Here is an 18,153-nt window from a genome sequence, read left to right as displayed (position 1 = left end):
CCGGGGCGCACCAGGAAGTGGAACCACCCGTGAGCAAGGACGCCGTGCACACCACCGCACAGGCCGATTCCCGCAACGCGGCAGCCGGGACACCGGCCGACGCGGGCGACGCCGGTTACAGCAAGGACCTCAAGGCCCGTCACGTCAACATGATCGCCATCGGCGGCGCCATCGGCACCGGGCTCTTCCTCGGCGCCGGCGGCCGCCTGCACCACGCGGGCCCGGCGCTCGCCCTGGCCTACCTGGTCTGCGGCGTCTTCGCCTTCTTCGTCGTCCGGGCCCTGGGCGAGCTGGTCCTGTACCGCCCCTCCTCCGGCTCGTTCGTGTCGTACGCGCGCGAGTTCCTCGGCGAGAAGGGCGCCTACGTCGCCGGCTGGATGTACTTCCTGAACTGGTCGACCACCGGCATCGCCGACATCACCGCGATCGCGCTCTACACGCACTACTGGAGCATGTTCACGTCCATCCCGCAGTGGGTGCTGGCGCTGGTCGCCCTCGCGGTGGTGCTGGCCGTGAACCTGATCTCGGTGAAGATCTTCGGCGAGATGGAGTTCTGGTTCGCGATCATCAAGGTCGCCACCCTGGTGAGCTTCATGTTCGTCGGCATCTTCCTGCTCGCCACCCAGCACGAGGTCGGCGGCCAGAAGCCGGGCCTGAGCGTCATCACCGACCACGGCGGTGTCTTCCCGCACGGCCTGATGCCCGTCGTCCTCGTCATGCAGGGCGTGATCTTCGCGTACGCCGCCCTGGAGCTGGTCGGTGTCGCCGCCGGCGAGACCGCCGAGCCGGAGAAGGTCGTCCCGCGCGCGGTGAACTCGATCATGTGGCGGGTGGGCCTGTTCTACGTCGGCTCGGTCGTGCTGCTCGCCCTGCTGCTGCCCGGCTCTGTGTACTCCGCCGACCAGAGCCCGTTCGTCACGGTCCTGTCGAAGATCGGCATCCCGGCCGCGGGCGACGTGATGAACCTGGTCGTGCTGACCGCCGCCATGTCCTCGCTCAACTCCGGCCTGTACTCCACCGGCCGCATCCTGCGCTCCATGGCCACCGCGGGCTCCGCGCCGAAGTTCACCGCCCGGATGAACCGCAGCCAGGTCCCCTACGGCGGCATCCTGCTGACCTGCGCGGTCTGCGTGCTCGGTGTCGGCCTGAACTACCTCGTGCCCAGCCAGGCCTTCGAGATCGTGCTGAACGTCGCCTCCCTCGGCATCATCAGCACCTGGGTGATCATCATGGTCTGCCACCTGGTCTTCGTCCGCCGCGCCCGGGCGGGCCTGGTGACCCGGCCGCACTTCCGGCTGAGGTTCAGCCCCGTCACGGAGATCGCCACGATCGCCTTCCTGCTGGTCTGCCTCGGCATGATGTGGAACGACCCCGAGGTCGGCCGCAAGACCCTGCTGCTCATCCCGGTGATCGCCCTCCTGCTCCTCGGCGGCTGGTTCGGGGTACGCCGCCGGGTGTCCCGCAACACCGACACGGAACTCACGCAGCTGACGAAGTAGCAGCTCAGAGCCGCTGTCAGTGGCATCGCCCACCGTGGCGTCAGGTCGGAGATCACGTAGGTCCACGGTGACGCCGCCGTTCCGTCCGTCAGGGGCGCCAAGGTGATCGCCCATGTCCGCAACGATATCGGGGGCGGGGCTTCGTGCCGGGCACGCTCCAGTACCTGGTGTCGTACGGTGGGGGGCGCGCCCTGAAGGGGCGCGGGGAACTGCGCGGCCAGCCACGTACGACCCGCGGACACCCATGACCCGGGGCACGCACGAGGAGAGGCACCTGGCCCACCCCGCGGGGCGATGGCGCGGGATCGCGGTGACGGCGCACGCACACGGGGAGGGCGGGGGATGACCGCGCAAACGGGTGAAATCGATGTCCTGGTGCTGGGCGGAGCCGGAGTGGACACGATCGTGTACGTGCCCGAGCTGCCGCTCCCGTACGCCGACAGCTACATGATCGACTCAGGAATCCGCACCCGCGCGGGGCAGACCGGCGACTTCGTCGCGGTGGGCCTGGCGGCGCTCGGTCTGCGCACCCACCACCTCGACCTGCTCGGCGACGACCCCGAGGGCGACCTCGTCCGCGCCCTGCACCGGGAGCGGGGCATCGGCCTCACCGCGCTCCCGCAGCCCGCCGGGACCAAGCGTGCGGTCAACCTCGTCGGCCCGGACGGCCGGCGGCTGTCCTTGTACGACACCAGCCGCACCCACCCCGGCGACCGGTTCCCGGAGGAGCTGCTGCGCATGCTGGCCGGGGCCGGCCGGCACGTGCACGTGACCATCACCCAGCCCTGCGCCGATGCCCTGCCCGTGCTGATCGACACGGGCGTCCCCCTCTCCACCGATCTGCACGACTGGGACGGCGAGAACCCCTATCACGAGCCCTTCGCCCTCGCCGCGGACGTCGTCTTCCTCTCCACGGCCGCACTGGCCGACCCCGAGCGGACCATGCGGCGCATCGCCGAGCGCGGCCGGGCCGAGGTCGTCGTCGCCACCGCCGGTGCCGAAGGCGCGTATCTGCTGGCCGACAGCGAGCTGACCCGGATACCGGTGGTGACCCCGCCCGCGCCGGTGGTCGACTCCAACGGCGCGGGCGACGCCTTCGCCGCCGCGTTCCTCTACGGCCGCCTCACCGGCGAGCCGCCCGCGCGGTGTGCCCGGTACGGCGCGGTCGCGGGGGCGTACGCCTGCACGGTCCCGGCCACCCGCGCGGAGGCGATGGGCCGGGACGAACTGCTCGGGCAGGTGGCCGGGTCGAGAGCGTGAGGCGTCCGGGCACTCAGTGCCCGTGCACCTCGTTCGTCGCCTCGATCCTCTTCCACGACTTCGGCTGTGCGACCGCCGTGCCTGGCTTCACCAGGGACGCCGCGCGTGCGGCGGGCGCCGCCGGCTTCGACGGCTGGAACAGCCAGGTGTCGAACAGCGTGGCGAGCGGCTTGCCGGACACCTGTTCGGCGTACTTCTGGAAGTCGGCCACCGACGCGTTGCCGTACGCGTGGTCCTTGGGCCAGCCCCTCAGGATGGCGAAGAACGCGTCGTCGCCGACCTCCTTGCGCAGCGCCTGGATGGCGAGCGCGCCCCGGTCGTAGACGGCGATGTCGAACTGGTCGTCCGGACCCGGGTCGCCGGGCCTGACCGTCCAGAACGCGTCGTCGGCCGGGTGCGAGCCGTAGACGTAGTCGGCGAGTTCCTGGGTGGTGCCCTCGCCCTCGTGCTCGGACCACAGCCACTGCGCGTAGCGCGCGAATCCCTCGTTGATCCAGATGTCCTTCCAGCCCTTCAGCGACACGTCGTCGCCGTACCACTGGTGGGCCAGTTCGTGCACGACCACCGAGGTGTTGGAGCCGTTCGCGAACTGCTTGGGGCTGTAGTAGACGCGGGTCTGCGTCTCCAGCGCGTAGCCGGTGGTGGTGTTGGGGACGTACCCGCCGGCCGAACCGAACGGATACGGCCCGAAGTAGCCGCTCAGCCAGTCCACGAGCTCCCCGGTGCGCTCCACGCTCGCGCGCGCGGCCCCGTCGTTGTCGCCGAGGTCCTTGCTGTAGGCGTTGACGACCGGCACCCCGCCGTCGGAGGTGCCGGTGGTGATGTCGAACCGGCCGAGCGCGAGCGTGGTGAGATAGGTCGCCTGCGGCTTGTTCTGCCGCCAGTTGTAGCGGGTCCAGCCCAGCTTCGAAGCAGCCGACTGCAGTGTGCCGTTGGAGATGGCCTGGGTGCCGTCCGGGACGGCCACCGACACGTCGTAGGTGGCCTTGTCGCTCGGGTGGTCGTTGCTCGGGAACCACCACCAGGCGGCCTCGGGTTCGTCGGCGGCCACCGCGCCGTCCGGAGTGCGGTGCCAAGTGGTGAAGCCGTAGGCGCTCTTCGTCGACGGCACCCCGCTGTAGCGGACGACGACGGTGATCGGTGTGCCCTTGGCCAGGGGGGTCTTCGGGGTCACCACCAGTTCGTGCTGGCCGGAGGTCGCGAAGGACGCCTTGGCGCCGTCGACCCGCACCTCCCTCACGTCCAGCAGGAAGTCCAGGTCGAAGCTGGACAGGTCCTGCGTGGTCCTCGCCGAGATGGTGGCGGTGCCCTGCAGTTCGTCCGTCCTCGGCTGGTATCGCAGCCTCAGGTCGTAGTGCGAGACGTCGTAGCCGCCGTTGCCGTAGTACGGGTAGTAGGGGTCGCCGATGCCCGGCGCGCCGGGGGAGTGGCTCGCGGCCGATGCCGGGATCACCAGCAGGAGGGAGGCCGCCGCGAGTGCGCCCGGCGCGATGATTCTGCGGTGCACGTCAGCTCCAAGTCGTCGGGACCGTAGGTCCGTTCGGAGAAGTCCGTTCGGAGCCTATTCAGTCGCTGGGGCCCCAGGCCTGTCCATGGCCCCCGCCGTCACACGATCGCCATTCGGCCGTCACAGCCACATGCGGTGCCGTAAAGCACTCTTCTGCACGGGAGTTGAGCGGGGTACCGTCCGCGCATGCCGATACGCACGCCGATACGCAGGCGCTTCACGATCTGGAGAGTGCTCGCGACCGCGGCCGTCACAGCCCTGTTGGCCGCCTTCCTCACTCCCGCCGCCGCACAGGCCGCGCCCCGGGAGAGCCGCCCCGTCTACTCGTACGCACACGCCATCCGCGAGGCGGTCTGGGTGGACACCGGCCTCGACGAGGACGGCGACGGGAAGAAGGACCGCGTCGCCGCCGACATCGTCCGGCCCGCCGAACCGGCTCGCCAAGGCCGCAAGGTCCCGGTCATCATGGACGCCAGCCCCTACTACTCCTGCTGCGGACGGGGCAACGAGAGCCAGCTCAAGACGTACGACGCGCACGGTCACGTCGTCCAGATGCCGCTGTTCTACGACAACTACTTCGTGCCCCGCGGCTACGCCTTCGTCGGCGTGGACCTGGCCGGTACCAACCGCTCCGACGGCTGCGTCGACGTCGGCGGCCGCTTTGACATCCAGTCCGCCAAGGCCGTCATCGACTGGCTGGGCGGCCGGGCCAGGGCGTACACGACCCGGACGGGCACCACGACCGTCAGGGCCACCTGGACCAACGGCACCACCGGCATGATCGGCAAGAGCTGGGACGGCACGATCGCCAACGGCGTCGCGGCCACCGGCGTCAAGGGCCTGAAGACCATCGTCCCGATCAGCGGCATCTCCTCCTGGTACGACTACTACTTCGCCCAGGGCGCCCCGCTGTACGACGGCGGCCCCGACGAACTGGCCGGATACGTCGAGAGCGACGCCGCGCACGCCCACTGCGCGGCCGTACGGAAGAAGCTCGCCGACGGCAGCCCGCGCACCGGCGACTGGACTCCGCTGTGGACCGAGCGGAACTACGTCAAGAACGCGGCCAAGGTGCGGGCCAGCGTGTTCCTCGTGCACGGGATGCAGGACCTCAACGTGCGCACCAAGCACTTCGGCCAGTGGTGGGACGCCCTGGCCGAGCGGGGTGTCCAGCGCAAGATCTGGCTCTCCCAGACCGGGCACGTCGACCCCTTCGACTACCGGCGCGGCGCCTGGGTCGACACCCTCCACCGCTGGTTCGACCACGAACTCCTCGGCTACGACAACGGCATCGACCGCCGGCCGATGGCCGACATCGAACGCCACCCCGACCAGTGGGTCACCTCCAGGGTCTGGCCGCCGCACGGCACCCGGGCCACCACCCTGCACCCGGCCCCCGGCGCCCGGGCCGGCGTCGGCACCCTCGGCCCGCGCCCGGCCACCGGCACCGAGGCGTTCACCGACGACCCGAAGCTGAGCGAGACCGACTGGGCGGCCCACCTCACCACGCCCACACCGGAGAAAGCCGGCTTCCTCACCCCGCCGCTCACCCGCGACCTGCGCCTGTCCGGTTCCGCCAAGGTGACCGTGACCGCCACCCCGACCACCTCCTCGGCCCACCTGTCCGCCGTGCTGGTGGACCTCGGACCGGACACCATCCGCGACTACGCCGACGGTGCCGAGGGCATCACCACGCTCGGCAACCGCACCTGCTGGGGCCGGAGCACGGCCGGGGACAGCGCCTGCTTCAAGGCGACCAAGGCGAAGACGGCCGAGGTCGACTACACGGTGTTCAGCCGCGGCTGGGCCGACCTCGGCCACTACGCCTCGCTCGGCAAGGGGGTCCCGCTCACCCCGGGCAAGGAGTACACCATCACCCTGGATCTGGCGGCCACCGACCACGTGGTCCCGAAGGGCCACCGGCTCGCGCTGGTCATCGCCGGCACGGACAAGGACCTCATCGACCCGCCGGCGACCCAGCCGACGCTGACCCTGGACCTGGCGCGTACGGCGGCCAGGGTTCCGCTGGTCGGTGGCGCGGCGGCGTTGGCCCGGGCCATGTCCGGCAGCACGCTCACCGCACCGGAGGGCGGGGCCCTGGACGGCGTCCGGGCACCGCGCTCCGCACGGCACCTCCCCGCGAGCTGACCGCTCAGGCGGCCGGGCCCACCAGCCCGGCCGCCTCCCGCGCACATCCCCAGGCCACCGTCACCCCGGCCCCGCCGTGCCCGTAGTTGTGCACCAGCACCCTCCCCCGAGCTCCCGACCGCGCTCCAGCAGGGGGCACCCCCATGTCCGGCAGGAGCTGACGCTCCAGCCGTACCGCGTCCCGGGCGGGCCTGAGGCCCACGCGGTGCGCCAGCACGCGCGCCCCCGCGATCTCCGGCCGGACCGCCGCGCACCGCGAGACGATGGCAGCGGCGATCGCCGGGTCCGGCTCCAGCGACCAGGCGTCCTCCTCCGCCGTACCGCCCAGGACCAGCCCGTACGGCTGCGGGAAGAAGTAGGTCGAGGCGTCGGAGAAGTGATCGACGGACGTGAACCAGGTGGTGATCCCCGGGTTCTCCACCACGACCAGCTGCCCGCGCACCGGACGCACCGCCGGATCGGGCACCAGCGCGCGCGCCCCCAGCCCCGTGCAGTTGACCACCACACCGGCAGGGACGGCGGCCAGGTCCGTGACCTCCCGCTCCTCCACCGTGCCCGCCCCGGACATCGCCCCGGGGGACCCCCATCTCGCTGCGCTCGCCCTCGCGAACCGCTCCCGCAGCCATGCCAGATGGACCGGCATGTCGATCAACGGCAGCCGGGCCGCCAGCCCGTCGGCCACCGCCCGAAGACCCGGCACCCGGGCCGCCCACTCACCCAGCTCGTCCAGCCGCGTCCCCCGGTGTACGCCCTCGACCAGGCGTACGCCCGTCTCCTCGGGGCGTGCCGCCAACTCCTCGTACACCCTCAGGGACTCGAGCGCCCACGCGCCGACCAGCGGCTCGGGCTCGATGCGGTACGGCCACCACAGTCCGCCGGCGACCGCCGAGGTCGTGCGCTCGGCGGGCTCCCGGGCCCACACCCGCACCCGGTGGCCCGACTCGGCCAGCACCACGGCCGTCGTCAGCCCGGCGACCCCGCCACCGACCACGATCACTTCGTCCTTCGACCCGCGCTCCACGCCAGGACGCTAACGGAACATGTCATGCCGCGCTCACATCCGTCCCGGTGTGGGAATACTCACAGCATGTCTGCCGCATACGCGACCTTCGGCCTGGCACCGGCGATGCGCGCCGGCGGTGTCCTCGCCGACGGCGGCTACCAGGTCCACCGTGACTTCGTGGACTTCGTCGTGGACGGACGTCCGCTGCTGTTCCAGCTCTCCGACCTGGACGCCGTCTCCCCGCTCGCCTCCGACGTCCCGCCCGCCATCTTCACCGCGCAGGTGCGCAGCCTGCTGCTGGAGACGGCACCGCCGCTCCCGGACGGCCGGTTCGTGATCTACGGCTGCCCCGAGTGCGCGGACCTGGGCTGCGGTGCGGTCACCGCCGTGATCGAGCGGGACGGGGACGACTACGTCTGGCGCGACTTCGCCTGGCAGACCGACGAGCGTGCCGACCTGGCACTCAACGGCTACCACGGCATAGGGCCGTTCCGCTTCCACGGGTCCGAGTACCGCGCCGCTCTCGCCGCCCTGATCGAGGACGCCGACGGCCCGCCCGCGCCCCGCCGCAGGGTGCTGCTGATCGGCGCCCGCGTGGCCGTCCTCGCCAAACTCGCCGCCGCGTTGCGCACCATCGGCATAGGCGCCGACATCACCCAGGACGCCCGTGCGGTCCCCGCCGAGGAGCTGCGCGGCTACGGCGCCGTGGCCTTCGGGCGCGCGGTCGGCGAGGCCGAACGGGCCGCAGTGCGACAGGCGTTCGAGCGTGCCGGGGTCGAGGTCGCCTATGTGGACGGCCTCGCCCCGATCGTGCCGCTGCTCGTCGCGCAGATCGAGCACGCGCTGGATCGCAGTCCGCTCCCGCAGCGCAGGCTGACCGGCCTGGTCGCCGCCGACGGCGAGGCGGGCATCGAGGTGACCTCGCCGTGCCGGGTCCGCGTTACCGCGTACCGCCTCGACCGGCTCTACCGCACCCACACCCAGGAGATCTTCGACGGCATCCTGGAGCCCGGCCGGCACCGCATTCCGCTGGACCCCCAGGCGGTGAAGGGGGAGTCGTTCGTGGTGGCCCGGACGTCGGGGAGCGTCCTGGTGGAGCCGGTGGTCAAGTGAGGCGAGGGGAGGTGTGGGGGACGGGGCTCGGTGGCCGTCCTACGGGCGGGGCGCGTCCCCGGGGGCGCCGTCAGGTCGGGCCGACCCGATCGGTTCGTCTCGGGGGTGGAGCCGGCCGGCGTGGGCGGCGCGCGGGCGGGCTGGTGTGGTTGCGGTGTCGGGGTGGGCCGGGGTGCGAGGGACGCTTCCGGGGCCTGGTAGCGGGTGGTGTGGCCGGGATGTGCCCGCGTCCGAGTGGGCCGAGTGAGGGTGACGTTCGGGCGGGCAAGCGGGCAAGCGGGCGGGCGGGCCGCGCAGTGCGTGGGCCGAGGTGCGGGTGGCGTTCGGGTGGCCAGGTGGCGGGGCCGCAGTGCGTGGACCTCGTACCGCTGGACGGGGCGGCCCGGCGGTGCCCGGAGGACGGGAATACCCTGCTGAGCGCCCGGCGCGCGGGACATTAGGATCGGCGTCCTGATGACTGCCACCCTTGTCGCCAAGAATCTCGCCGCCGGGCACGGCGACCGCTCGCTCTTCTCCGGGCTGGATCTCGTCGTCGCGCCCGGCGACGTGATCGGGCTGGTCGGCGCCAACGGCGCGGGCAAGTCCACCCTGCTGCGCCTGCTCGCCGGACTGACCCGGCCCGAGCAGGGCGAGTTGCGGCTGTCCCCGCCGACCGCGACCGTCGGTCATCTGCCGCAGGAGCCGGAGCGCAGGCCGGGTGAGACGGTTCGGGAGTTCCTGGCCCGCCGCACCGGTGTCGCCGAGGCACAGCGGGTGATGGACGAGGCCACGCAGGCACTGGTCGACGGGGCGCCCGGCGCCGACGACGCGTACGCGACCAGCCTCGAGCGCTGGCTGGACCTCGGCGGCGCCGACCTGGAGGAGCGCGCCGAGGAGGTCGCCGACTCCCTCGGCCTTGCCGTGGACTTGGACCAGCCGATGACCTCCCTCTCCGGCGGCCAGGCGGCCCGGGCCGGCCTCGCCTCCCTCCTCCTCTCCCGGTACGACGTCTTCCTCCTGGACGAGCCCACCAACGACCTCGATCTGGACGGCCTGGAGCGCCTCGAGCGCTTCGTCGCCGGACTGCGCGCGGGCACGGTGGTCGTCAGCCACGACCGCGAGTTCCTCACCCGCACAGTCACCAAGGTGCTCGAACTCGACCTCGTGCACGGGCAGGTCAACCTCTACGGCGGCGGCTACGCGGGCTGCCTGGAGGAGCGGGAGGTCGCTCGTCGGCACGCCCGCGAGGACTACGAGGAGTACGCCGACAAGAAGACCGCCCTCCAGGACCGCGCCCAGACGCAGCGGGCCTGGATGGACAAGGGCGTGAAGAACGCCCGGCGCAAGGCCGGCAACGACAACGACAAGATCGGCCGCAAGTTCCGTAGCGAGGCCAGCGAGAAACAGGCCGCCAAGGCCCGGCAGACCCAGCGGATGATCGAGCGGCTGGAGGTGGTCGAGGAGCCGCGCAAGGAGTGGGAACTGCGCATGGAGATCGCGGCCGCCCCGCGCTCCGGAGCGGTCGTGGCGACCCTCAGGGACGCCGAGGTCCGGCGCGGCGACTTCACCTTCGGCCCGGTGTCGCTGCAGATCGACTGGGCGGACCGGGTCGCGGTCACCGGGGCCAACGGCGCCGGCAAGTCGACCCTGCTCGGCGCACTGCTGGGCCGTGTCCCGCTCGACTCCGGGCATGCCGCCCTCGGCTCGGGCGTCCTGGTCGGCGAGGTCGACCAGGCGCGCAAGCTGTTCCACGGCCCCGAGTCCCTGTTCGACGCGTTCCGCGCGGCCGTCCCCGACACCGAGCCGGTGGAGGTGCGCACCCTGCTCGCCAAGTTCGGCCTGAAGTCCGACCACGTACTGCGCCCGGCGGTGACCCTCTCGCCGGGTGAACGCACCCGCGCCGCCCTGGCGTTGCTCCAGGGCCGGGGGGTGAACCTCCTCGTCCTCGACGAGCCGACGAACCACCTGGACCTGCCCGCCATCGAGCAGCTGGAGTCGGCTCTCGACGCCTACGAGGGCACTCTCCTGCTGGTCACCCACGACCGGCGCATGCTGGACGCGGTGCGGGTGACCCGCCGCCTGGAGGTGGCGGCGGGCAAGGTCACGGAACGCTGAGCGCACCCGGCCCCGCACCGCTGCGCCGCGTGCGCTGAGCGCACCCGGCCCCGCACCGCTGCGCCGCGTGTCGTATTCGGGCGTGTCCACGGTCGGTCGACGCGGGCATCGGGCTCGCGCCACGTACGCTGACGGCGGTTCCACGTCGATGATCGGCGTTCTCGGCCTGTCTGCAACTGGGCTCGATCCCCGACCGGCTGCCGTTCGGACCCACCTACCAGGTGCAGTTCGCCAGTTCGTTCCTGAACCGGATCACCCCGAACAACGTCGGCGGCATGGCGCTGAACCTGCGCTATCTGCAGAAGACGGGCATCGAGACCGGCGCGGCCACGGCCTCCGTCGGGCGGCAGAGTCTGGCTGGAGCCCTCGCCAACGCCGTGGTCGCCGCGGTGTTCTTCGCCTGGGCCGGTGGGCACCACGCCGGAGTGCATCTGGACGTGCCCGTCGGCCGGTACGCGCTGCCCGCCATCGCGCTCACGCTCGCCGCCGCAGGGCTGATCGGCCTCACCCCGCCCGGCCGGCGCTTTCTGCACGAGAAGGTGTGGCCTTTCCTGAGCTCGGCCGGATCGACCATCAAGGGCATCGCCACCGACCCCCTGAAGATCACCCTCGGTACCGTGGGTGCGCTCGGCCTGCCCCTCGTCCAGGTCGTGGGTCTCGCCGTGAGCGTTCACGCGCTCGGCGGCGACCTCCCGTTCATCCAGGTCGGCGCCGCCTACATGGCGGCCCGGCTGCTGGCCAACGCGGCTCCCGTTCCCGGCGGCCTGGGCGCGCTCGAAGCCGGACTCATCGCCGGTCTGACCGCGCTCGGCGTGCCGGCCGGGCCCGCCACCTCGGCCGTCCTGGTCTACCGGCTGCTCACGTTCTGGCTCAACGTCCCCCTGGGCGCGCTGGCCCTCGGCTTCGTCCAGCGGCGCGGGTACGTGTGACGCCGACTCACATCCAGGGGTCGGGACCGGGATCGCCGCCCGCCGCCGCGACGGCGAGCCGGCCGGTGTAGTGCGTCCAGCCCTCCTCGTGCGCGGCACACGCCTCGGAGGACGGCAGGTCCCGGTGGACCAGCCGCAGCAGGGTGCCCTCGGGCACCGGCTCCAGGGTGATCTCGACCGTCGAGGAGCCGGGCGGCACGGGCATCTCGCCGGTGGCCCAGCCCCAGGTGAAGACGACTCGCCTGGGCGGGTCGATCTCGACGAAGCGGCCCTCGGCGACGTTCTCGGCGTTGACCAGCGTTCGGTAGACGCCGCCGGGCTCGAAGCTGAACTCGCCGTCCTTGCCCATCCAGGACAGCCACTTGTCCCGGTCGGTGAAGAAGGAGAACACCGTCTCGGGGCGCGCCGCGATGCGCCGTTCCACGGTGACCGCGTTGCTGCTCACGAGTCCGTCCCTTCGGAGCGCTCCGCCCGTTCCGCCGCCTCCGCCAGTTCGGCGAGCGTGTCCAGCTTGGTGGCCCACATGGACTGCAGATACGCGGCCAGCGGACCGAGGGCCTCGCGGTCGGCCCGGTAGAAGCGCTTCTTGCCGTCCTGGCGCAGCGTAACCAGGCCGGACTCCCTGAGCACCTTGAGGTGCTGGGAGACCGCCCCGAACGTGACGTCGAACCGCTCCGCGATCTCGCCCGCGGACAGCTCCACGTCCCACACCAGCCGGAGGATCTCGCGCCGCCGGGGCTCGGCGACCGCTCGTACCGCATCCATGGAGGTCATTTTAGTCGCCACTTGAATTTGCCAGAACTCGCGAGTCATTTTAGTGTGTACTAAAACGAGAACGAACCGCAGGGAGAGGACCCATGAGCACCCAGCACAGCGCGTTCCAGCCCGCCATCCGGGAGTGTGTCGACGCCGTCGCCGCGATCGCCTCCGGCATCCGGGACGAACAGCTTCAGGACCGCACCCCGTGCGAGAGGTTCACCGTCGCCGAACTCGTCGACCACCTCGGCTCGACCCTGCAGTCCGCGGCGCGGGCCGCTCGCAAGGAGGCACAGCCCGGTGCCGGCGCCGGCGCGGCCGTCTCACCGCGGGCGCTGGCCGACTCCGCGGGGCTTGCCGCGACGGCCTGGTCCGACCCCGCCGCCTACGAGGGGACGACGGAGTTCGGCCCGGGGGAGCTGCCGGCCGGCGTCGCCGCCTCCATCACGCTGCAGGAACTCGCCCTGCACGGCTGGGACCTGGCACGCGCCACCGGTCAGCCGTTCGGCGTCAGCGACGAGACCGCACGGATCGCGCTCGGCGTCGTCGAGCAGATCGCCGAGCAGGTCCGGGGCAACGGCGGATACGGCCCGGCCGTGCCGGTACCGGACGACGCCCCGGCCTTCCAGCGGGCGCTCGGCGCCAGCGGACGGAATCCTGGGTGGAACGGCTGATCACCCGGAGGAGGGGAGTCCCGCAAGGAGACCGAGAGAGAGTGGTATGACGATCGACGAGACGGCGGAACGCGTCATCGCGCTGCCACCCGAGAGGGTGGCCGCGTACGCCATGGACTGGCGCCACGACCCGGAGTGGACCCAGGGAATCCGCAGCGCGGAGCTGACCAGGGAGGCGGCCGCGGGCGGCTTCGGCGTCGGCGCCGAGGTGACCCGCACCGCCCACTTCCTCGGCCGGCGCATCGACTACGTCCTGCGGGTCGCCGCGCACGAGCCGCCTGGGCTGCTGGACATGGTGTCCGTCGCGGGACCCATGCCGATGCACGTCACCTACACCTTCGACGAACACCCGCGGGGCACCCTGGCCCGCATCCGGGTCCGCGGCGACGCGGGCTCGCTCTACCGCCTGGCCGCCCCGGTGATGGCCAGAAAGGTCCGCTCGTCCATCGGCAAGGACCTGCGGGACCTGGAACGCCGGCTGACGGAGCCCTCGCCGAGGTGACCGCCCGCACCGGTCGGCCGACCACTCCGAACGGGGTCACCTCGATGCTGTCCCTCACAGGGAGAGCTGCGCTGAAGCCGGCTCGACGCGGACCCGGCGGGGACGCACGAGCGCGTCCCCGCCGGGGTCCGGGGCGAAGCCCCGTGAGGGAGCTTCTCCGCCCACCGAGCCAGGTGGGCGGGTGGGAAACGAGCCAGGGGCGGAGCCCCGGCTCAGCGGCGACCGTCCTTCGGGTTCAGCAAACCCGCTCGGCGCAGCGCGTCCGCCATCGCGCTGTTGGCCGGTGCCGGTGCCGGTGCCTGCCGGCCGCCCCGGTCGCCACCACGGGACTGCCGCTGGCTCTGGCCCTGACCCTGCCGCTGCTGGGGCGGCCGGGCACCGCCGCCGCGCTGCTGCCGGCCGCCCTGCCCCTGCGGCGCGGCCTCGTCGTCCAGGCGCAGCGTCAGCGCGATCCGCTTGCGCGGGATGTCCACGTCGACGACCTTCACCTTGACGATGTCGCCCGGCTTCACCACGTCCCGCGGGTCCTTGACGAACGTCTTCGACATCGCCGAGACGTGCACCAGGCCGTCCTGGTGGACACCGACGTCCACGAACGCGCCGAAGGCCGCCACGTTCGTGACGACGCCCTCCAGGACCATCCCGGCGGACAGGTCGGAGATCTTCTCCACGCCCTCCTTGAAGGTGGCCGTCCTGAACGCGGGCCGCGGGTCGCGCCCCGGCTTCTCCAGTTCCTTCAGGATGTCGGTGACCGTCGGCAGACCGAACGTGTCGTCCACGAAGTCCGCCGGCCGCAGCGAGCGCAGCACCCCGGTGTTGCCGATGAGGGAGGCGACCTCCTGGCCGGTCGTCTTCACCATGCGACGCACCACCGGGTACGCCTCCGGGTGCACGCTGGAGGCGTCCAGCGGATCGTCGCCGCCCCGGATCCGCAGGAAGCCCGCGCACTGCTCGTACGCCTTGGGGCCGAGCCGCGCCACCTTCTTCAGTTCGGAGCGCGACGTGAACGGCCCGTTGGCGTCCCGGTGCGCGACGATGTTCTCGGCGAGCCCCGCGGAGACGCCGGACACCCGCGAGAGCAGCGGCACGGAGGCGGTGTTGACGTCCACGCCGACGCCGTTCACACAGTCCTCGACCACCGCGTCCAGCGAACGGGACAGCTTCACCTCGGACAGGTCGTGCTGGTACTGGCCGACACCGATCGACTTCGGGTCGATCTTCACCAGCTCGGCCAGCGGGTCCTGCAGCCGGCGGGCGATGGAGACGGCACCGCGCAGCGAGACGTCCATGTCGGGCAGTTCCTGCGAGGCGTACTGTGAGGCCGAGTACACGGACGCGCCGGCCTCGGACACCATCACCTTGGTGAGTTTCAGCTCCGGGTGCCTGCTGATCAGCTCACCGGCGAGCTTGTCGGTCTCCCGGGACGCCGTGCCGTTGCCGATGGCGACCAGTTCGACCGCGTGCTCCTTGGCGAGGCGGGCCAGTTTGGCGAGCGCCTCGTCCCACTTGTTGGCCGGGACGTGCGGGTAGATCACGTCCGTGGCGACCACCTTGCCGGTGGCGTCGACCACGGCGACCTTCACGCCCGTACGGAAGCCGGGGTCCAGGCCCAGCGTCGCGCGGGTGCCCGCGGGCGCGGCCAGCAGCAGGTCCCTCAGGTTCGCCGCGAACACGTTCACCGCCTCGTCCTCGGCGGCCGTACGCAGCCTCAGCCGCAGGTCGAGGCCGAGGTGCACCAGGATCCGGGTGCGCCAGGCCCAGCGGACGGTGTCCTTGAGCCACTTGTCGGCGGGGCGGCCCCGGTCGGCGATGCCGAACTTCGAGGCGACGATGCCCTCGTACGACGAAGGCCCCTCCGTGGGCTCCTCCGGCTCCAGGACGAGGTCGAGGACGTCCTCCTTCTCGCCGCGCAGCATGGCCAGGATGCGGTGGGAGGGCAGTTCGGTGAACGGCTCGGCGAAGTCGAAGTAGTCGGCGAACTTGGCACCCGCCTCCTCCTTGCCCTCCCGCACCTTGGCGGTCAGCCGCCCGCGCACCCACATCCGCTCGCGCAGCTCGCCGATCAGGTCGGCGTCCTCCGAGAACCGCTCGGTGAGGATCGCCCTCGCGCCGTCCAGCGCGGCCTGCGGATCGGGGACGCCCTTGTCGGCGTCCACGAACGCGGCAGCCGCGGCCGACGGCTCGATGGTCGGGTCGCCCAGCAGCCCCTCCGCCAGCGGCTCCAGGCCCGCCTCGCGCGCGATCTGCGCCTTGGTGCGCCGCTTGGGCTTGTACGGGAGGTAGATGTCCTCCAGGCGCGCCTTCGTCTCCGCGCCCCGGATCTGCGCCTCCAGCTCCTCGGTGAGCTTGCCCTGCTCGCGCACCGACTCCAGGATGGCGGTCCGCCGTTCCTCCAGCTCCCGCAGGTAGCGAAGCCGCTCCTCGATCGTGCGCAGCTGCGCGTCGTCGAGCATCTCGGTCGCTTCCTTGCGGTAGCGGGCGATGAAGGGCACCGTCGAACCGCCGTCGAGCAGCTCCACCGCGGCCTTCACCTGCCGCTGCCGTACGCCGAGTTCCTCGGCGATCCTGCCTTCGATGGACCCTACTTCAAGGGACCCGGGTGTCGTCACGATCCCGTACCGCCTTCTCCACTGAGGTTGCGCGGCAATTGTGGCAGGTGACACCGACAACCGGGGATCAGGTCGGCACCCTCGGCGGGCCGCCGGGCCCGAGATGTCGGGCTCGTCCCGGGCGGCCCCGGCCGGAGCGCCCTGATGGAACACCGGCCCCTGCTGGACTGGCCGCGCGCCGTCGACGCCACGAGCACCTGGACGACCTGGGTGTGCACGGGGTCCTTGCTGCTCGCCGCCGCCGGGCTCCTGGACGGCCGCCGTGCCACCTCGCACTGGCTCACTCCCGACCAGCTGCAGCGGTTCGGCGCCGAACGGGCTGAGGAGCGGGTGGTGTGCGACGGCAAGTACGTCACCGCCGCCGGCGTCTGCGCGGGCATCGACATGGGCCTCACCCTGCTCGGCCGGATCGCGGGCGACGAGGCCGCCCAGACCGTCCAACTGGCCACCGAGTAGGACCCGCACCGCCCTACGACGCAGGATCCCCGCGCAAGGCCCCCGCCCGGCTCGTCGACAGGCTGCGGGCGCGGAGCCGCTTCATCCTGACGCAGTCCAACTGAACCGCGGCTGCCTGCGCTCCAGGAACGCGGCGACCCCCTCCGCGGTGTCGCCGCTGCCGCGTGCCTGCTCCGTCCAGTGGGCGTCCCGGTCGGTGCGGCCGTTCGCGAACTCCTTCGCGGCGGCCTGGGTGAGCTGGGAACGCGACACGAGGATCCGGGTCAGCTCGGCGATCCGCTTGTCCAGTTCGCCCTCGGGCAGCACCTCGTCCACGAGCCCGGTGCGCAGCGCCCGCTGAGCGTCGAGCAACTCCGCCGTGAACAGCAGGTACTTGGCGGTGGCCGGTCCCACCAGCGACACCAGGCGCCGGGTGGAGGACGCCGGGTACACGATCCCGAGCTTCGCCGGTGTCACTCCGAACAGCGCCCCCTCCTCCGCCAGCCGCAGATCGCAGGCCGCGGCGAGCTGGGCCCCGCCGCCCACGCAGTGACCGCGCACCGCGGCGAGCGTCGGCTTGGGGAACGCGGCGAGCGCCTCCTCGGCCGCCACGGCCAGCGCCTGTGCCTCGGCGGCCGAGCCCCGCAGCGTGGAGATGTCCGCGCCCGCACAGAACGTCCCGCCCTCGCCGGTCAGCACGAGCGCCCGCACGTCCGGATCGCCCGCCAGCTCCTCCAGCAGCGGCGGCAGGGACCGCCACATCGCGGCCGTCATGGCGTTGCGCTTGGCCGGATGGCGGATGACGACCGTGGCGACGGCGTCGGTGACCTGGTGCGAGAGCTGGGGGTCCATGCGCGGGATCGTATCGGGGGCGTGCAGCACGCCGCCGGGCGGCCGCAGACCAAACCCGTACAACACGAAGAGTTCGCGAACCGGCGCGCCGAAGGGACAGGAACAGTCCTACAACTGACCATGTCATACGCCAATGGTCAGAACCGTTCGATACCAGCTGACTTGTGTTCAGTCATACGGAGCGGAGCGGATCGCTACCAACACTCGACGTGTGGTGACAATCGAGCGCGAGGGTGGCGACCGGACGATGGACAACCACGGGCGCGGGGACGGCCCGCGCCCAGCGGGGGGCGCCGAGCGGCCGCCCGATCCCCTGCCCTACGAAGGAGTCTGGCGGTTCACCGCGGCGGCCGTGGACGCCTCGGTCCCGCAGGCGCGGCACGCCGTGCGGGACCTGCTGCTGCGCCAGGGCGTGCCGGTCTCCGACGACCTGGTGCACGGACTGCTGCTGATCGTCTCCGAGCTGGTCACGAACGCGGTCAGGCACGCGGCGCTGCTGTCGCCGATGCTCGCCGTGGAGGTGGCCGTCGGCGCCGAGTGGGTGCGGGTGTCGGTGGAGGACAACCACCCCTACCGCCCGACCGCCCTGGAGGCCGACCACGGGCAGACCGGCGGCCGGGGACTGCTCCTGGTGCGCGAGGTGGCCCAGGAGGCGGGCGGGGTGGTCGACGTGGAGCACACGGCGAGCGGCGGCAAGGTGATCTGGGCAGCCCTGCCCCTCAAACCCGTGACCTTTTCCTGAGTGCACGGGGCGGCGGGGGCTACCGGCGGC

General features: G+C 72.0%; 15 protein-coding genes and 1 pseudogene. 10 read left to right on the top strand and 6 right to left on the bottom strand.

The features are described 5' to 3' along the window. Window positions 1–29: 29 nt before the first annotated feature. Entirely contained in the window at window positions 30–1,499 is a 1,470-nt protein-coding gene (locus ACFZDC_RS08885; RefSeq protein ID WP_391321643.1) for an amino acid permease, read from the top strand. Window positions 1,500–1,841: 342 nt separating this feature from the next. Next, window positions 1,842–2,759 carry a PfkB family carbohydrate kinase gene (locus tag ACFZDC_RS08880; RefSeq protein WP_391321641.1) on the top strand — a complete coding sequence of 306 codons (918 nt, stop codon included), beginning with the start codon at window positions 1,842–1,844 and terminating at the stop codon, window positions 2,757–2,759. A gap of 13 nt (window positions 2,760–2,772) precedes the next feature. On the opposite strand, the gene ACFZDC_RS08875 is transcribed toward ACFZDC_RS08880, so the two are convergent. Next, a complete protein-coding gene (locus tag ACFZDC_RS08875; protein WP_391321639.1) occupies window positions 2,773–4,266 on the bottom strand; it encodes a M1 family aminopeptidase in 1,494 nt (497 codons plus the stop codon). A 186-nt stretch (window positions 4,267–4,452) separates the two neighbouring features. Here ACFZDC_RS08875 and ACFZDC_RS08870 point away from each other — a divergent pair, with 186 nt between their 5' ends. After that, entirely contained in the window at window positions 4,453–6,414 is a 1,962-nt protein-coding gene (locus tag ACFZDC_RS08870) for a Xaa-Pro dipeptidyl-peptidase (RefSeq protein ID WP_391321637.1), read from the top strand. 4 nt (window positions 6,415–6,418) lie between these two features. Here the strand turns inward: ACFZDC_RS08870 and ACFZDC_RS08865 are convergent, their stop codons facing one another. Next, on the bottom strand, window positions 6,419–7,411 hold the full coding sequence (locus tag ACFZDC_RS08865; RefSeq protein ID WP_391322182.1) for an FAD-dependent oxidoreductase: 993 nt from the start codon (window positions 7,409–7,411) through the stop codon (window positions 6,419–6,421). A gap of 90 nt (window positions 7,412–7,501) precedes the next feature. On the opposite strand from ACFZDC_RS08865, the gene ACFZDC_RS08860 reads away from it, so the two are divergent. From ACFZDC_RS08860 to ACFZDC_RS08850, 3 genes are all read left to right on the top strand, one after another. Then, window positions 7,502–8,530 (top strand): oxidoreductase, encoded by a 1,029-nt coding sequence (locus tag ACFZDC_RS08860; protein ID WP_391321635.1) that lies wholly within the window; start codon window positions 7,502–7,504, stop codon window positions 8,528–8,530. A gap of 453 nt (window positions 8,531–8,983) precedes the next feature. Further along, window positions 8,984–10,624: an ATP-binding cassette domain-containing protein gene (locus ACFZDC_RS08855; protein WP_391321633.1), complete on the top strand. Its 1,641-nt coding sequence runs from the start codon at window positions 8,984–8,986 to the stop codon at window positions 10,622–10,624. Between the two features lie 170 nt (window positions 10,625–10,794). Continuing rightward, window positions 10,795–11,553 (top strand): flippase-like domain-containing protein, encoded by a 759-nt coding sequence (locus ACFZDC_RS08850; protein WP_391322180.1) that lies wholly within the window; start codon window positions 10,795–10,797, stop codon window positions 11,551–11,553. Between the two features lie 7 nt (window positions 11,554–11,560). On the opposite strand, the gene ACFZDC_RS08845 is transcribed toward ACFZDC_RS08850, so the two are convergent. Together ACFZDC_RS08845 and ACFZDC_RS08840 are read right to left on the bottom strand one after the other, a co-directional pair. After that, window positions 11,561–11,998, bottom strand: a complete 438-nt coding sequence (locus tag ACFZDC_RS08845; RefSeq protein ID WP_391321631.1) for an SRPBCC domain-containing protein — start codon at window positions 11,996–11,998, stop codon at window positions 11,561–11,563. Further along, entirely contained in the window at window positions 11,995–12,318 is a 324-nt protein-coding gene (locus ACFZDC_RS08840) for a metalloregulator ArsR/SmtB family transcription factor (RefSeq protein WP_391321629.1), read from the bottom strand. Before ACFZDC_RS08840 ends, ACFZDC_RS08845 begins: the two co-directional genes overlap by 4 nt. 92 nt (window positions 12,319–12,410) lie before the next feature. Here ACFZDC_RS08840 and ACFZDC_RS08835 point away from each other — a divergent pair, with 92 nt between their 5' ends. Further along, a complete protein-coding gene (locus ACFZDC_RS08835) occupies window positions 12,411–12,983 on the top strand; it encodes a TIGR03086 family metal-binding protein (protein ID WP_391321627.1) in 573 nt (190 codons plus the stop codon). Between the two features lie 46 nt (window positions 12,984–13,029). Next, window positions 13,030–13,485 carry an SRPBCC family protein gene (locus ACFZDC_RS08830; RefSeq protein WP_391321625.1) on the top strand — a complete coding sequence of 152 codons (456 nt, stop codon included), beginning with the start codon at window positions 13,030–13,032 and terminating at the stop codon, window positions 13,483–13,485. A gap of 212 nt (window positions 13,486–13,697) precedes the next feature. Here ACFZDC_RS08830 and ACFZDC_RS08825 read toward each other — a convergent pair whose 3' ends face one another. Further along, window positions 13,698–16,094, bottom strand: coding sequence for a helix-hairpin-helix domain-containing protein (locus tag ACFZDC_RS08825; protein ID WP_391321622.1), 2,397 nt, complete (start codon window positions 16,092–16,094; stop codon window positions 13,698–13,700). 96 nt (window positions 16,095–16,190) lie between these two features. Here ACFZDC_RS08825 and ACFZDC_RS08820 point away from each other — a divergent pair. Beyond that, window positions 16,191–16,654 (top strand): annotated as a pseudogene (locus ACFZDC_RS08820) (DJ-1/PfpI family protein); the annotation flags it as partial. On the opposite strand, the gene ACFZDC_RS08815 reads toward ACFZDC_RS08820, so the two are convergent. Continuing rightward, window positions 16,632–17,381, bottom strand: a complete 750-nt coding sequence (locus ACFZDC_RS08815) for an enoyl-CoA hydratase-related protein (RefSeq protein ID WP_391321620.1) — start codon at window positions 17,379–17,381, stop codon at window positions 16,632–16,634. The pseudogene ACFZDC_RS08820 and the gene ACFZDC_RS08815 overlap by 23 nt on opposite strands. Before the next feature lie 247 nt (window positions 17,382–17,628). On the opposite strand from ACFZDC_RS08815, the gene ACFZDC_RS08810 reads away from it, so the two are divergent. Further along, complete coding sequence (locus ACFZDC_RS08810; protein ID WP_391322178.1) at window positions 17,629–18,123, top strand: ATP-binding protein; 495 nt, start codon at window positions 17,629–17,631, stop codon at window positions 18,121–18,123. The last annotated feature ends 30 nt before the right edge of the window (window positions 18,124–18,153 follow it).

It is taken from the genome of Streptomyces sp. NPDC007905 (assembly GCF_042959345.1).
Lineage (GTDB): Bacteria > Actinomycetota > Actinomycetes > Streptomycetales > Streptomycetaceae > Streptomyces.
The sequence above is the reverse complement of the archived record's forward strand: the minus strand, read 5'-3'. Positions and strand labels throughout refer to the sequence as shown.

Excerpts from the sequence above, each read along its gene's own strand:
- ACFZDC_RS08830 (WP_391321625.1), top strand. The coding sequence starts at position 13,030 with ATGACGATCGACGAGACGGCGGAACGCGTCATCGCGCTGCCACCCGAG.
- ACFZDC_RS08880 (WP_391321641.1), top strand. The coding sequence starts at position 1,842 with ATGACCGCGCAAACGGGTGAAATCGATGTCCTGGTGCTGGGCGGAGCC.
- ACFZDC_RS08810 (WP_391322178.1), top strand. The coding sequence starts at position 17,629 with ATGGACAACCACGGGCGCGGGGACGGCCCGCGCCCAGCGGGGGGCGCC.
- ACFZDC_RS08815 (WP_391321620.1), bottom strand. The coding sequence starts at position 17,381 with ATGGACCCCCAGCTCTCGCACCAGGTCACCGACGCCGTCGCCACGGTC.
- ACFZDC_RS08840 (WP_391321629.1), bottom strand. The coding sequence starts at position 12,318 with ATGGATGCGGTACGAGCGGTCGCCGAGCCCCGGCGGCGCGAGATCCTC.
- ACFZDC_RS08870 (WP_391321637.1), top strand. The coding sequence starts at position 4,453 with ATGCCGATACGCACGCCGATACGCAGGCGCTTCACGATCTGGAGAGTG.
- ACFZDC_RS08860 (WP_391321635.1), top strand. The coding sequence starts at position 7,502 with ATGTCTGCCGCATACGCGACCTTCGGCCTGGCACCGGCGATGCGCGCC.
- ACFZDC_RS08835 (WP_391321627.1), top strand. The coding sequence starts at position 12,411 with ATGAGCACCCAGCACAGCGCGTTCCAGCCCGCCATCCGGGAGTGTGTC.
- ACFZDC_RS08855 (WP_391321633.1), top strand. The coding sequence starts at position 8,984 with ATGACTGCCACCCTTGTCGCCAAGAATCTCGCCGCCGGGCACGGCGAC.